Source organism: Variovorax sp. 01N425 (assembly GCF_056399465.1).
In genome coordinates this window covers 128,915-142,988 of sequence record NZ_JBFTRJ010000006.1, presented here as the reverse complement: position 1 = coordinate 142,988, position 14,074 = coordinate 128,915, and the positions used below count along the sequence as shown (strand labels likewise).

Here is a 14,074-nt window from a genome sequence, read left to right as displayed (position 1 = left end):
AAGCCACTCGACGAAAGTCGAGTGGCTTTTTTCATTGGGCGCTTCGCCGATGTTGCATGGGTGCATCCGAAGCGCACCATCCGCGTGCACCCCCGGGGAACCACCGTGCGGGCACGCACCTTGCACTGCTAGCATGCCTGTTCACATTGTTTGCTGAATGATTGCTTTCGTCCTGCGCCGCCTGATCCAGGCCGTGATCGTCATGATCGCGGTCGCGTTCATCGCCTTTCTTCTCTTCCAATATGTGGGCGACCCCGTCGTCTTTCTGCTGGGCCAGGATGCCAAGCCCGAGCAGATCCGCGAGCTGCGCGCCGCATTGGGGCTCGACCAGCCCTTCTTCGTGCAGTTCTGGCACTTTCTCGTCAACGCGGCCCAGGGCGAGTTCGGCCTGAGCCTGCGCCAGGGCGCGAAGGTCTCGCGCCTCATCGGCGAGCGCTTTCCGGCCACGCTCGAGCTCGCGCTGGTGGCGGCCGTGCTGGCGCTGTTCATCGGCATTCCGATGGGCGTGTATACCGCGCTGCGCCGCGGCACTTTCCTGAGCCAGGTGTTCATGACCGTGTCGCTGCTCGGCGTGTCCCTGCCCACCTTCCTGATCGGCATCCTGCTGATCCTGGTGTTTGCGGTGATGCTGGGCTGGTTCCCGAGCTTCGGGCGCGGCGAGACCGTGCAGTTCGGCTGGTGGAGCAGCGGCCTGTTCCGGGCCGACGGATGGCATCACATCATCCTGCCGGCCGTCACGCTCGCGATCTTCCAGCTGACCCTGATCATGCGGCTGGTGCGCGCCGAGATGCTCGAGGTCCTGCGCACCGACTACATCAAGTTTGCGCGCGCCCGGGGCCTCACGAACCGCGCCATTCATTTTGGCCATGCGCTCAAGAACACGCTGGTGCCGGTGATGACCATCACGGGCCTGCAGCTCGGCGGCCTCATCGCCTTTGCCATCATCACCGAGTCGGTGTTCCAGTGGCCCGGCATGGGGCTCCTGTTCATCCAGGCCGTGACCTTTGCCGACGTGCCGGTGATGGCGGCCTACCTGTGCCTCATTGCCTTGATCTTCGTGGTGATCAACCTGGTGGTCGACCTGCTGTACTTCGTGGTCGATCCGCGGCTGCGCGTGGGCAAGGCGGGAGGACATTGAAATGACGGTTGTCGCAGCAGCTGCAGCACCGCGACTGCGGGCCTCGGGCAGGGCGTTTGCGCACATTGCGAGCTTCTATCCGGAGATCACGGCCTTTCGCCGCGACCTGCACGCCCACCCCGAGCTCGGCTTCGAAGAGGTCTACACGGCCGGCCGCGTGCGGGAAGCGCTGTGTGCCTGCGGCGTGGACGAGATCCACGAGGGCATCGGCAAGACCGGCGTGGTGGGCGTCATCCGCGGCCGCTCCACGGCGAGCGGCCGGATGATCGGCCTGCGCGCCGACATGGATGCGCTGCCCATGCGCGAGGACAACGACTTCGGCTGGCGCTCCGCCAACGACGGCCTGATGCACGGCTGCGGGCATGACGGCCACACGGCCATGCTGGTCGGCGCGGCGCGCTACCTGGCCGAGACCCGCAGCTTCGACGGCACCGCGGTGCTGATCTTCCAGCCTGGCGAAGAAGGCTTTGCCGGCGCGCGCGTGATGATCGAGGACGGCCTGTTCGACCGCTTTCCCGTCGACGCGGTCTATGCCATGCACAACTGGCCAGCCATGCCCGCGGGCACCGTGGGCATCAACCGCGGTGCCATGATGGCCGCGGCCGACCGCGTCACGATCGAGATCAAGGGCAAGGGCGGCCACGGCGCCCACGCCTACCAGACCATCGACCCCGTGGTGGTCGCCGCGCACATCATCACGGCCGCGCAGACCATCGTGTCGCGCAGCGTGCGGCCGATCGATGCGGCGGTGGTCAGCATCTGCGCGGTGCAGGCAGGCGACCTGGGCGCGATGAGCGTGATCCCGGGCGAGGCCACGCTGGTGGGCACCGTGCGCACCTTCAGCGCGCGCGTGCAGGCGCAGGTCGAGCAGCGCCTGACCGAGCTCTGCACGGCCGTGGCCGCGGGCTTCGGCGCCACCGCCACCATCAGGTACGAGCGCATCTACCCGGCCACCATCAACACCGCACCGGAGGCGATGTTCGCGGCCGACGTGGCCGAGTCGCTGGTGGGCGCTTCCAATGTCGAGCGCAGCATGGAGCCCAGCATGGGCGCCGAGGACTTCTCCTTCATGCTGCAGAAAAAGGCCGGCGCCTACCTGCGCATCGGCCAGGATGCCAAGTGCGGCGCCTTCCTGCACAACAGCCGCTACGACTTCAACGACGAGATCCTGCCGCTTGGCGCCGCATTGCATGCGGGGCTGATCGAGCAGGGCATGCCGCTGGCTGCCACCCGCAGCCAGCAGCCCGTGAAAGACGCCGCTACCGCGACGCCTTGATGTACTTCAGATTCCAACCCGAGGAGTGTTTCCATGAGTTTTCAGAAGAAGGCGGCCGCGGTCGCAGTTTTGTGCGTGCTGGGCACCGCCAGCCTGGTGGCCGGCGCGCAGACCATCCGCGTGGCGAACCAGGGGGACGCGCTGTCGCTCGATCCGCACTCGCTCAATGAGTCGCTGCAGCTGAGCACCACCGCCAACGTCTATGAAACGCTGGTCGGGCGCAACAAGGACCTGAGCGTTGCGCCGCTGCTGGCGACCAGCTGGAAACAGACCTCGCCCACCGTGTGGCGCTTCGAACTGCGCAAGAACGTCCAGTTCCACGACGGCACGCCCTTCACGGCCGACGACGTGCTCTTCAGCTTCGCGCGCGCCTCGGGCGACGGCTCGGACATGAAGTCCAACACCACCGACATCAAGGAAGTGCGCAAGGTCGACGCGCACACCATCGAGATCGAGACCAAGGGCCCGTTCCCCATTCTTCCCGACGTCATCACGCAGCTCATGATCATGAGCAAGAAGTGGTGCGAGGAGAACAAGGCCGTCACGCCAGTCGACCGGCGCAAGGGCATCGAGAACACCGCCTCGTTCAAGGCCAACGGCACCGGCCCGTTCCGCGTGCGCGAGCGCCAGCCTAACGTGCGCACCGTCTTCACGCGCAACCCGACCTACTGGGGCAAGATCGAAGGCAACGCGCAGGAGATCATCTTCACGCCGATCGCCAACCCGGCCACGCGCGTCGCCGCGCTGATCTCCGGCGAGGTCGACGTCATGGAGCCGGTGCCCGTGCAGGACATCGCGCGCGTCAACGCCAGCCCGACGGCACGCGTCATCTCCGGCCCCGAGCTGCGCACCATCTTCCTGGGCATGGACCAGAAGCGCGACGAGCTGCTGTACTCCAGCGTCAAGGGCAAGAACCCGTTCAAGGACAAGCGCGTGCGCCAGGCCTTCTACCAGGCCATCGACATCGCCGGCATCCAGCGCACGGTGATGCGCGGCGCCTCGCGCCCCACCGCGCTGATGGTCGGCCCCGGCATCAACGGCTGGAACGAAGCGCAGGACAAGCGCCTGCCCTACGACGTCGAGGCCGCCAAGAAGCTGCTGGCCGAAGCCGGCTATCCGAACGGCTTCGAAGTGACGATGAACTGCCCGAACGACCGCTACGTGAACGACGGCCAGATCTGCCAGAGCGTGGCCTCCAACCTGGCGAAGATCGGCGTCAAGATCAACCTCGCGGCCGAGACCAAGGGCACCTACTTCCCGAAGGTGCTGCGCCGCGACACCAGCTTCTACATGCTGGGCTGGACGCCCACCACCTACGACTCGCACAACGCGCTCACGGCACTGATGGCCTGCCCCGACGACAAGACCGGCGCCGGCCAGTTCAACCTGGGCGCCTACTGCAATCCCAAGGTCGACGAGCTGACCAAGAAGATCCAGTCGGAAACCGACAAGCCCAAGCGCGACGCGATGATCAAGGAAGCCTTCGACCTGCACACCGCCGACGTCGGCCACCTGCCGCTGCACCAGCAGACGCTGGCCTGGGGCGTGAGCAAGAAGGTGGCGCTCACGCAGATGGCCGACAACTACATGCCCTTCAAGTGGATGAGCATCAAGCCGTAATACTGCGGGCCGCCCGCCGGCGGGCGGCCTGAGCGGCTCGATCCTGGGCCCGCTTCTTGCGGGCCCATCCTTTTTGCCTCACGATGAAAAAAACATTCGCCCGCTGGCTCGACAGCGACGTCGGCTACAGCTTTCGCACCTCGCCCGTGGCCATGGCGGCGGCGCTCATTGCACTGGCCTGCGTGTTCTGCGCGGTCTTTGCCGGATGGGTGTCGCCGCACAACCCCTTCGACCTGGCGACGCTCGAGCTCGGCGATGCGCGCCTGCCGCCGGCATGGAGCGCCGAAGGCTCTTCCAAGTACCTGCTGGGCACCGACGACCAGGGCCGCGACATCCTTTCGGCCGTGATCTACGGCGCACGCATCTCGCTGATCGTCGGCGTGGTGTCGGTGGCGCTGTCGATCACCGTGGGCGTGGTGCTCGGCCTCCTGGCCGGCTTCCTCGGCGGCTGGCTCGATTCCTTCCTCATGCGCCTGTGCGACGTGATGCTGTCGTTTCCGCCGATCCTCGTGGCGTTGCTGATTGCGGGCGTCGGCCGTGCGCTGTTTCCCAATGCGCATGAGTCGCTGGCCTTCGGCGTGCTCATCATTTCAATCTCGCTGACCGGCTGGGTGCAGTACGCGCGCACGGTGCGCGGCTCCACGCTGGTGGAGCGCAACAAGGAATACGTGCAGGCCGCGCGCGTGACCGGCGTGGCGCCGCTGCGCATCATGCTGCGCCACGTGCTGCCCAACGTGATGGGGCCGGTGATGGTGCTGGCCACCATCCAGGTCGCCACTGCGATCATCACCGAGGCGACCTTGTCGTTCCTCGGCGTCGGCGTGCCGCCGACTTCTCCTTCGCTGGGCACGCTGATCAGCATCGGCAACCAGTACCTGTTCTCGGGCGAGTGGTGGATCACCGTGTTCCCGGGCCTGATGCTGGTGCTGATCGCGCTCAGCGTGAACCTGTTGGGCGACTGGCTGCGCGACGCACTGAACCCGCGCCTGCGCTGAGATGGAAAAAAGGACAACGCCACCATGACGCTGCTCCAGGTCAAGAACCTTGTGGTCGAGTTCCCGCACCGGCGCGGCACGCTGCGCGCGCTCGACGGAATTTCATTCGACATCGCGCCCGGCGAAATCCTGGGCGTGGTGGGCGAGTCGGGCGCCGGCAAGTCGCTCACGGGCGCGGCCATCATCGGACTGCTCGAGCCGCCGGGCCGCGTGGCCAGCGGGGAAATCCTGCTCGAAGGCCAGCGCATCGACAACCTCGGCTTCGATGCGATGCGGCCCATCCGCGGGCGCAAGATCGGCGCGATCTTCCAGGACCCGCTGACCTCGCTGAACCCGCTCTACACCGTCGGCCGGCAGCTGGTGGAAACCATCCGCACCCACCTGCCGGTGACCGAGGCCGAGGCGCGGCGCCGCGCCATCGGCCTGCTGCAGGACACCGGCATTCCGGCCGCCGAGCAGCGCATCGACCACTTCCCGCACCAGTTCTCGGGCGGCATGCGCCAGCGCGTGGTGATTGCCCTTGCGCTGGCGGCCGAGCCCAAGCTCATCGTGGCCGACGAGCCGACCACGGCGCTGGACGTGTCGATCCAGGCGCAGATCATCCAGCTGCTCAAGCGCATCTGCAAGGAGCACGGCGCCGCCGTGATGCTGATCACGCACGACATGGGCGTGATCGCCGAAACCTGCGACCGCGTGGCCGTGATGTATGCGGGCCGCATCGCCGAGATCGGTCCGGTGCACGAAGTGATCCACCAGCCGGCGCATCCCTACACCTCGGGCCTGATGGCCTCGATTCCCGACATGGCGAGCGACCGCGAACGGCTCAACCAGATCGACGGCGCGATGCCGCGGCTCAATGCCATTCCCGAGGGCTGTGCCTATAACCCGCGCTGTCCGCGCACGTTTGCGCGCTGCCTCACCGAGCGGCCCGAGCTCATGCACGCCGGCGCCACGCGCGCCGCATGCTGGCTGCACGATGCCACCGATCCGCACAAGGGCCAGGCCGAGCTGGCGGCCCGGCACCACGATGCGCAGCTGGCCGGCGAGCGCGCCGTGCCCGATGCGGCCGCACCGCTTGCGGAGGTGAGCCGATGAGCGCCGCACCGCTGGTGGTGGCGCACGACCTCGCGCGCACCTTCGACGTTTCGCCGCCATGGCTCAACCGCGTGCTCGAACGCAAGCCGCGCGTGCTGCTGCATGCGGTGGACGGCGTGAGCTTTTCGATCGAGCGCGGCAAGACGCTGGCGCTGGTGGGCGAATCGGGCTGCGGCAAGAGCACCGTGGCGCGCCTCTTGGTCGGCCTGTACGCCCCCACGCGCGGCGGCCTGCAGTTCGACGGGCAGGACGCGCATGCCGCGTTCAAGACCCCCGAAGGCCGCAAGCTGCGCCGGCGCATCCAGATGATCTTCCAGGACCCGTACGCGAGCCTGAACCCGCGCTGGATCGTCGAAGACATCGTCGGCGAGCCGCTGCGCGAGCACGGCATCCTCCGCGGCAAGGCCGAGCTGCGCGAGCGCGTGGGCGAGCTGCTCAAGTCGGTCGGCCTCTCGCCGCTGGACATGAGCAAGTACCCGCACCAGTTCTCGGGCGGCCAGCGCCAGCGCATCTCCATTGCACGCGCGCTCGCCACCGAGCCCGAGTTCCTGGTGTGCGACGAGCCCACCTCGGCGCTCGACGTCAGCGTGCAGGCGCAGGTGCTCAACATCATGAAGGACCTGCAGCGCCAGCAGGGCCTGACCTACCTCTTCATCTCGCACAACCTGGCGGTGGTGCGGCACGTGGCCGACCAGGTCGGCGTGATGTACCTGGGCCGGCTGGTCGAGGTGGCGGACAAGCAGAAGCTCTTCGCCGAGCCGCAGCATCCCTACACGCGCATGCTGCTCGACGCGATTCCGCAGATGAAGCACACCGGCCGCGCGCGCACGCCGGTGCAGGGCGAGGTGCCGAACCCGCTGAACCCGCCGACCGGCTGCGCGTTCCATCCGCGCTGCCCGCATGCGAATGCGCGCTGCTCGGCCGAGCGGCCGAAGCTGCTGAACATCCGGGGCGTGCAGGTGGCCTGCCACGCGGCCGAAGAAGGCCGCATCTAGCTGGAAGCGTGCGTAAACGCACCGACATGCGCGCCAAGGCGGCGCAGAGTGCGGCCATGACCATGAAGAAGAACACAGGCACCGGCGGCAGCCCGGCGATCCCGTCGGCGCTGGGCCGCCGCGGCTTTCTCATGGGTTCGGCGCTGGCGGCGACCTCGACGCTGGCTACGCTTTGTTCGCTGTCGCACGCCGCGGCCGCGGCCGCGTCGCAGCGGATGCCGGTCATCTTCATCGGCCACGGCTCGCCGATGAATGCGCTGGCCGACAACGCCTTCACGCGCCGGCTGGCCGCCTGGGGCGGGGAGCTGCCGCGGCCCTCGGCCATCCTGAGCGTTTCGGCCCACTGGCTGAGCCGCGGCGCCACCGGCGTCGGAATGCAGGAGCGGCCGAAGACGATCCACGACTTCGGCGGCTTTCCGCAGGCGCTGTTCGACATCGAGTACCCGGCGCCGGGCCATCCCGCGCTCGCGCGCGAGGCCATCGGCACGGTGAAGCAGGCCGCGGTGGTCGGCACCCAGCAGTGGGGCCTGGACCATGGAACATGGACGGTGCTGAAGCACCTCTATCCGAAGGCCGACATCCCGGTCTTCCAGCTCAGCATCGACTACGACCAGCCGGCCGCCTTCCACTACGCGGTCGGCCGCGACCTGGCGGTGTTGCGGAGCATGGGCGTGCTCGTGATGGGAAGCGGCAACCTGGTGCACAACCTGCGGGCCACCGACCGCGGCACGCCCGACGGGCCCGTGGCCAGCCGGCCCTGGGCGCAATCGTTCGACGACGCGGTGAAGGCCGCGCTCGCGGGGCGGGACGACCGCGCGCTGGTCGGCTATGAAAGGCTGGCGGGCGCCTCGACCGCGGTGGCCACGCCGGACCACTACTTTCCGTTTCTCTACGCGCTCGGCGCCGCGGGAACGGGCGAGCGCGCGAAAACGGTCTACGAGGGATTCCAGTCGGGCACGCTGAGCATGCGCTGCATCCAGTTCGGCTGAGCGCGCCGGCCTACTGTTCCTCGCTCCACGAGAAGCCGTCGCGCGCAATCATCGCGCTCGAGGCGCTCGGCCCCCAGGTGCCCGCGGCGTAGGGGCGCGGCCCGCCGTCCGATGCCCAGCTGTCGATCAGCGGTTCGACCCAGCGCCAGGCTTCTTCCTGCTCGTCGCTGCGCACGAACAGGTTCAGGCGGCCGTCGATCACGTCGAGCAGCAGCCGTTCGTAGGCGCCCACGCGCTCGGCGCCGAAGCGCTTGTCGAAGTCGAGGTCCAGCTGCACCGGCGCGAGCTGCGCGGCGCTCTGGTGGCCGTTGCTGCGGCGGTTGTCCTGCGCCTGCGCGAGCATGTGCAGCTCCAGGCCGTCGCGGGGCTGGAGGTTGATCACCAGCTTGTTGACGGCGCCGGCCGGTGCGCGGTAGATCGCATGCGGCGTGGGCCTGAAGTTGACCTCGATGCGCGCGTCGCGCGAGGCCAGCCGCTTGCCGGTGCGGATGTACAGCGGCACGCCGGCCCAGCGCCAGTTGGCGATTTCCGTGCGCAGCGCCACGAAGGTCTCGGTGCGGCTTTCGGGGTCGACGCCGGGCTCGTCCTTGTAGCCCGGCACGCGTTCGCCGTACGCCGTGCCGGCGGTGTACTGGCCGCGAATGGCATGCAGCCCCAGTGTCTCGGGCGTCCAGGGCTTGAGCGCGCGCAGCACCTTGAGCTTCTCGTCGCGGATGGCGTCGGCATGCGAGTTGATCGGCGGCTCCATGCCGATCGCGCAGACCAGCTGCAGCGCATGGTTCTGCACCATGTCGCGCAGCGCGCCGGTCTGGTCGTAGAAGGCGCCGCGCTTTTCGACGCCCAGGTCCTCGGCGATGGTGATCTGGATGTTGGCAATGTGCTCGCGGCGCCAGATGGGCTCGAACAGCGCATTGCCGAAGCGCATGGCGAACAGGTTCTGCACCGAGGGCTTGCCCAGGTAGTGGTCGATGCGGAAGACCTGCTTCTCGTCGAGCACCTTGCACACCGCGGCATTGATCGCGCGGTTGGACGCCAGGTCATGGCCCAGCGGCTTTTCGAGCACCACGCGGGTCGACGGGCCGTTCAGGCCGGCTGCGGCGATCTGCTCGACCACCTGCGTGAAGAGCGCGGGCGCCGTGGCCACGTACATCACCACCGTGTCGGCATTGCGCTGCTTGAGCAGGTCGGAAAGGCGTGCGTAGTCGGCCGGCTTGGACAGGTCCATGCGCAGGTAGTGCAGCAGCGAGGCGAACTTCTCGAACTCCTCGGCCGAAGGGCGCTTGGCGCCTTCGACGGCATTGAAGCGCGACTGGATCAGTTCGCGGTACTGGTCGTCCGAGAGGTCGTCGCGGGCCACGCCGACGATGCGTCCGTCTTTCGGGAGGCTGCCATGCCTGAAGGCCTGGAACAGCGCGGGCATCAGCTTGCGCCATGCGAGATCGCCAGTGCCGCCGAACAGAACGAGATCGAAGCTCATGAGTCGAATTTCCTTTTGTCTTGGTGCCGAGTGGGCTCTCCGGTTCAACCGAATGGTACTTGTACCAATTCATGAAACCTGTACGAAAGCTACGCTCAACCCCGGCCGGGAGGCCTATTTTTGTTTTGGAGGCGAGGTTTTCACATGAAGAAGCTTTTTACTGCAGCGGCCTTGGTGGGTTTGTCGGCCGCCGCGTCGGCGCAGGGCACGGTCAACGTGATCTGCTCGGTCCAGGCCGAATGGTGCAACGTGATCGCCACCGTGTATGCACGCACCACGGGTACCCGCATCAACATGTCGCTCAAGGGCTCGGGCGAAGCGCTGGCCCAGCTCATCGCCGAGAAGGACAACCCCAAGACCGACATCTGGTTCGGCGGCACCGGAGACCCGCACCTGCAGGCGGCCGAGCAGGGCCTGACGCTCGAATACAAGTCGCCCACGCTCGCGCATCTGCACCCCTGGGCCCAGCAGCAGGCCAGGCAGTCGGGCTACAGGACCGTGGGCATCTACTCCGGCCCGCTGGGCTTCGGCTACAACCCCGAGCTGCTCGCCAAGAAGAAGCTGCCGGTGCCCAAGACCTGGGCCGACCTGCTCAAGCCCGAATACAAGGGCGATATCCAGGTGGCCAACCCCGCATCGAGCGGCACGGCCTACACCATGATCGCCACGCTGGTGCAGCTGATGGGCGAGGACAAGGCCTTCGACTACCTGAAGGCGCTGCACCGGAACGTGGGCCAGTACACCCGCTCGGGCACGGGCCCGATCAAGGCGGTGGCGCGCGGCGAGACGGCCGTGTCGATCAGCTTCGTGCACGACGGCCCGGGCGAGAAGATGCAGGGCTTCCCGGTCGAGACCATCACGCCCAGCGACGGCACCGGCGCCGAGATCGGCTCCATGAGCATCATCAAGGGCGCCCGCAACCTCGAGGCCGCGAAGAAGTTCTATGAATGGGCGCTCACGCCCGGCGCGCAGGAACTCGGTGCCGCCAACAAGCAGTTCCAGCTGCCGAGCAACGCGAATGCCAAGCTCGACCCGCGCATCCCCGACTTCAAGAAGATCAGGTTCATCAACTACGACTATGCGAAGTACGGTGCCAGCGCCGAGCGCCGGCGCCTGATCGCGCGCTGGGAAAAAGACGTCAATTCGCTGCCGCGCTAAGTGCAAGCCCCTTCCATCGGCGGCGCGCCGGCCAATCCGGCGTCGGTGGCCGCCGCCCGGCGGGCGCAGCGCTGGATCCGGGCGTGGGTGGCGCTGGGTTTTGCGGCCTACCTGCTGCTGCCCTGGTATGCGATCCAGGACGCCACCTGGTACGAAGCCGTTCCGCAGGTCTTCGGCCGGGCCGAGGGTGCCAACGGCCTGATGCAGGCACTCACGCAGGGACGCGGCTGGCTCTTCATCGGGCTTGCAGGCCTGGCGATGTGCGCCATCGGCGCCTGGCGGCCGGCCGGCCGCGCGCAGGGGCGCTGCCTGCTGGCGGGCGGCGCCATCGGTGCCTTGGGCCTGGCGATCACCGGCTTCGCCATCGGCGCGCGCGGCTGGAGCTTCGAAGCGCTCAACACGCAGTTCGGCGAACTTGCGATCAACCAGTTCGGCATCGGCGCGGGCGGCGCCGTGGCGCTCGCGGCGCTCGCGATGCTGGCGGCCTTCGGCATTGCGCGGCTCGGGCTCTTCAAGGGCGACCTGTTCGTGGCGGCCGCGGTCATCGGCTGCGGGGTGCTGATGGCGCTGTTCATCGCCTATCCGGTGAGCAAGGCGCTCGCGGGTGCCTTCCTCGACGAAGACGGCCGCTGGTCGATCACGGCCTTTGCCGCGCGCGTGTTCGCCGAACGCATCTGGGGCGTGGGCTGCCTGGCGGGCGGCGTGCGCTGCGGCGTGGCCTGGAACACGCTCGTGCTGGCGCTGCTGACGGCCGCCGGCACCACCTTCCTCGGCACCCTGATGGCCTTGATGGCCGAGCGCGGCAGCAAGCGCGGCCAGGGCGCGCTGCGGGTGCTCGCGCTGCTGCCGATCATCACGCCGCCCTTCGTGGTGGGGCTCGGGCTGATCCTGCTGTTCGGCCGCGCGGGCATCGTCAACCAGCTGCTCGAGAGCGCGTTCGGCATCGAGCCGACACGCTGGTTCTACGGCATGCCGGGCGTGCTGGTGGCGCAGCTCTTCGCCTTCACGCCCATCGCCTTCATGATCATGCGCGGGGTGGTGCAGGGCATTGCGCCCAGCCTGGAAGAGGCGGCGCAGATGCTGCGCGCCGACCGCCGCCGCACCTTCTTCACCATCACGCTGCCGCTTTTGAAGCCCGGGCTGGCCAATGCCTTCCTGGTCGGCTTCATCGAGAGCATTGCGGACTTCGGCAACCCGGTGGTGGTGGGCGGGCAGTTCTCGGTGCTGTCGACCGACATCTTCTTTGCCATCGTCGGTGCGCAGTACGACCAGGGACGCGCGGCCTCACTGGCGTGGGTGCTCACGGTCTTTGCGCTCGGCGTGTTCGCGCTGCAGCGCGGCGTGCTCGGCCGGCAGAACTACACCACCGTGAGCGGCAAGGGCGACGCGGGCATTGCGATGGCGCTGCCGGACGGCGTGCGGCGCACCATCCAGTGCATCGCGCTGCCGTGGATCGCGTTCACCGCGGTGGTCTACCTGTTCGCCTTTGCGGGCGGCTTCGTGCAGACCTGGGGGCGCGACTACAGCTTCACGCTCGATCATTTCAAGAATGCGTTCGCGCTCGAATGGGGCCAGTTCGGCCTGGTGTGGGCCGGCACCGCGTGGAATTCGCTGCTCACCACGCTCAAGCTCGCGGGCATCTCCGCGCCCATCACGGCCGCGCTGGGCCTGCTGATTGCCTGGCTGCTCGCGCGCAACGAGTTCAAGGGGCAGGGCGTCTTCGAGTTTGGCGCGCTGCTGGCCTTTGCCATTCCGGGCACGGTGCTCGGCGTGAGCTACATCCTGGCCTTCAACGTGCCGCCGTTCGAGCTCACGGGCACCGGGCTCATCATCGTGCTGTGCTTCATGTTCCGGAACCTGCCGGTGGGCGTGCGGGCCGGCACGGCGGCCTTCAAGCAGCTGGACCGCTCGCTCGACGAAGCCTCCCTGATGCTGCGCGCCTCTACGGCCCAGACGCTCTTCAAGGTGGTGCTGCCGCTGCTGAAACCCGCGCTGGTGGCTGCGCTGGTCTACAGCTTCGTGCGCGCCATGACGACGGTGAGCGCGGTGATCTTCCTGGTCACGGCCGAGAACGAACTGGCCACCACCTACATCATCGGCCGCGTGGGCAACGGCGACTACGGCATTGCGCTGGCCTACTGCACGGTGCTGATGGTGCTGATGTCGCTGGCGATTGCGCTGGTGCAGTTCGTGGTGGGCGAGCGCAGGCTGGGGCGGCGCGGCACTGCGCCTCCGCAACAAGGACATCACAAAATGGAAAGCCTGGCGACACCATGAACGGCATCGAATTGCGCAACGTCACCAAGCGCTACGGCACCGACAAAAACGGGCCGCTGGCGGTCAAGGGCATCAGCTTCGAGGTGCCGGCGGGCACGCTCACCACCATCCTCGGGCCTTCGGGCTGCGGCAAGACGACCACGCTGCGCATGATCGCGGGGCTCGAATCGGCCAGCTCCGGCTCGATCTTCATGGGCGGGCGCGACGTGACCACGCTGGGCCCGGCCGAGCGCAACGTGAGCATGATGTTCCAGAGCTACGCGCTGTTCCCGCACATGAACGTGATCGAGAACGTGGGCTACGGCCTGCGCATGAGCGGCGTGAAGAAGGACGAGGCCGCCTTGCGCGCGCGCGGCGCGCTCAAGGGCGTGGGGCTGGTCGGCTTCGACGAGCGGCTGCCGAGCGAACTCTCTGGCGGCCAGCAGCAGCGCGTGGCGCTGGCGCGCGCGCTGGTGCTGGAGCCCGCGGTGCTGCTGTTCGACGAGCCGCTGTCCAACCTCGACGCCCGGCTGCGGCGCGAAATGCGCGAGGAGATCCGCGCGCTGCAGCAGCGCCTGAAGCTCACGGTGGCCTACGTCACGCACGACCAGAGCGAGGCCCTGGCCGTGAGCGACCAGATCATCGTGATGGACCACGGCGTGATCGCCCAGCGCGGCACGCCCGAGCAGCTCTATGCCCGGCCCGAGAGCGAGTTCGTGGCCGGCTTCATGGGCGAGGCGATGGTGTTCCCGGCCACGGCACAGGCCGACGGCAGCGTCGCGCTCGGCCCGCTGCGGCTGCAGCCGCGCCATGCGGTGGCGCCCGGCGCGGTGAAGGTGGCGGTGCGGCCCGAGGCCTGGGAGATCGGTGCCGCCGGCACGGCCGCGGGCCTGCCCGCCACGCTGCGCAAGGCGGCCTACCTCGGCAGCTTCTACGAATACGGCTTCGACACGCCGCTGGGGCCGGTCTTCGTGGTGTCGACCGATCTGTCGAGTCCCCTGGCCGCGGGCGCCGAGGCCACGCTGTCGCTGGCGGCGCATGGCGTGAGCGTGGTGCCCGCCGCGTGAAACAATGG

At 68.0% G+C, this 14,074-nt stretch carries 11 protein-coding genes; 10 read left to right on the top strand and 1 reads right to left on the bottom strand.

Features of this window, described 5'->3' with window-relative positions:
* Positions 1-157: 157 nt before the first annotated feature.
* The 7 genes from AC1DSC_RS12550 to ygiD all read left to right on the top strand — a co-directional run bounded on the left by AC1DSC_RS12550 (position 158) and on the right by ygiD (position 8,108).
* Complete coding sequence (locus AC1DSC_RS12550) at positions 158-1,138, top strand: ABC transporter permease (protein WP_012746238.1); 981 nt, start codon at positions 158-160, stop codon at positions 1,136-1,138.
* A 1-nt stretch (position 1,139) separates the two neighbouring features.
* On the top strand, positions 1,140-2,414 hold the full coding sequence (locus AC1DSC_RS12545; protein WP_478131819.1) for a M20 aminoacylase family protein: 1,275 nt from the start codon (positions 1,140-1,142) through the stop codon (positions 2,412-2,414).
* A gap of 33 nt (positions 2,415-2,447) precedes the next feature.
* Positions 2,448-4,034 carry an ABC transporter substrate-binding protein gene (locus AC1DSC_RS12540; RefSeq protein ID WP_012746240.1) on the top strand — a complete coding sequence of 529 codons (1,587 nt, stop codon included), beginning with the start codon at positions 2,448-2,450 and terminating at the stop codon, positions 4,032-4,034.
* Positions 4,035-4,117: 83 nt separating this feature from the next.
* Positions 4,118-5,029, top strand: a complete 912-nt coding sequence (locus AC1DSC_RS12535; protein ID WP_012746241.1) for an ABC transporter permease — start codon at positions 4,118-4,120, stop codon at positions 5,027-5,029.
* A gap of 24 nt (positions 5,030-5,053) precedes the next feature.
* Entirely contained in the window at positions 5,054-6,124 is a 1,071-nt protein-coding gene (locus AC1DSC_RS12530; RefSeq protein WP_012746242.1) for an ABC transporter ATP-binding protein, read from the top strand.
* The gene (locus AC1DSC_RS12525) at positions 6,121-7,119 is read left to right on the top strand and encodes an ABC transporter ATP-binding protein (protein WP_012746243.1); all 999 of its coding nucleotides are present in this window, start codon (positions 6,121-6,123) and stop codon (positions 7,117-7,119) included. Before AC1DSC_RS12530 ends, AC1DSC_RS12525 begins: the two co-directional genes overlap by 4 nt.
* 8 nt (positions 7,120-7,127) lie before the next feature.
* Entirely contained in the window at positions 7,128-8,108 is a 981-nt protein-coding gene (ygiD, locus tag AC1DSC_RS12520; RefSeq protein WP_244883404.1) for a 4,5-DOPA-extradiol-dioxygenase, read from the top strand.
* Positions 8,109-8,118: 10 nt separating this feature from the next.
* Here ygiD and zwf read toward each other — a convergent pair whose 3' ends face one another.
* A complete protein-coding gene (zwf, locus tag AC1DSC_RS12515) occupies positions 8,119-9,585 on the bottom strand; it encodes a glucose-6-phosphate dehydrogenase (protein WP_012746245.1) in 1,467 nt (488 codons plus the stop codon).
* 144 nt (positions 9,586-9,729) lie between these two features.
* Here zwf and AC1DSC_RS12510 point away from each other — a divergent pair, with 144 nt between their 5' ends.
* Genes AC1DSC_RS12510 through AC1DSC_RS12500 form a run of 3 tightly spaced genes read left to right on the top strand, consistent with a single transcriptional unit; the run spans position 9,730 to position 14,066 of the window.
* Positions 9,730-10,743 carry an ABC transporter substrate-binding protein gene (locus AC1DSC_RS12510; RefSeq protein WP_012746246.1) on the top strand — a complete coding sequence of 338 codons (1,014 nt, stop codon included), beginning with the start codon at positions 9,730-9,732 and terminating at the stop codon, positions 10,741-10,743.
* On the top strand, positions 10,744-13,020 hold the full coding sequence (locus AC1DSC_RS12505) for an ABC transporter permease (RefSeq protein WP_012746247.1): 2,277 nt from the start codon (positions 10,744-10,746) through the stop codon (positions 13,018-13,020).
* Positions 13,017-14,066 (top strand): ABC transporter ATP-binding protein, encoded by a 1,050-nt coding sequence (locus AC1DSC_RS12500; protein ID WP_012746248.1) that lies wholly within the window; start codon positions 13,017-13,019, stop codon positions 14,064-14,066. The genes AC1DSC_RS12505 and AC1DSC_RS12500 overlap by 4 nt, the downstream gene beginning before the upstream one ends.
* Positions 14,067-14,074 lie beyond the last annotated feature (8 nt).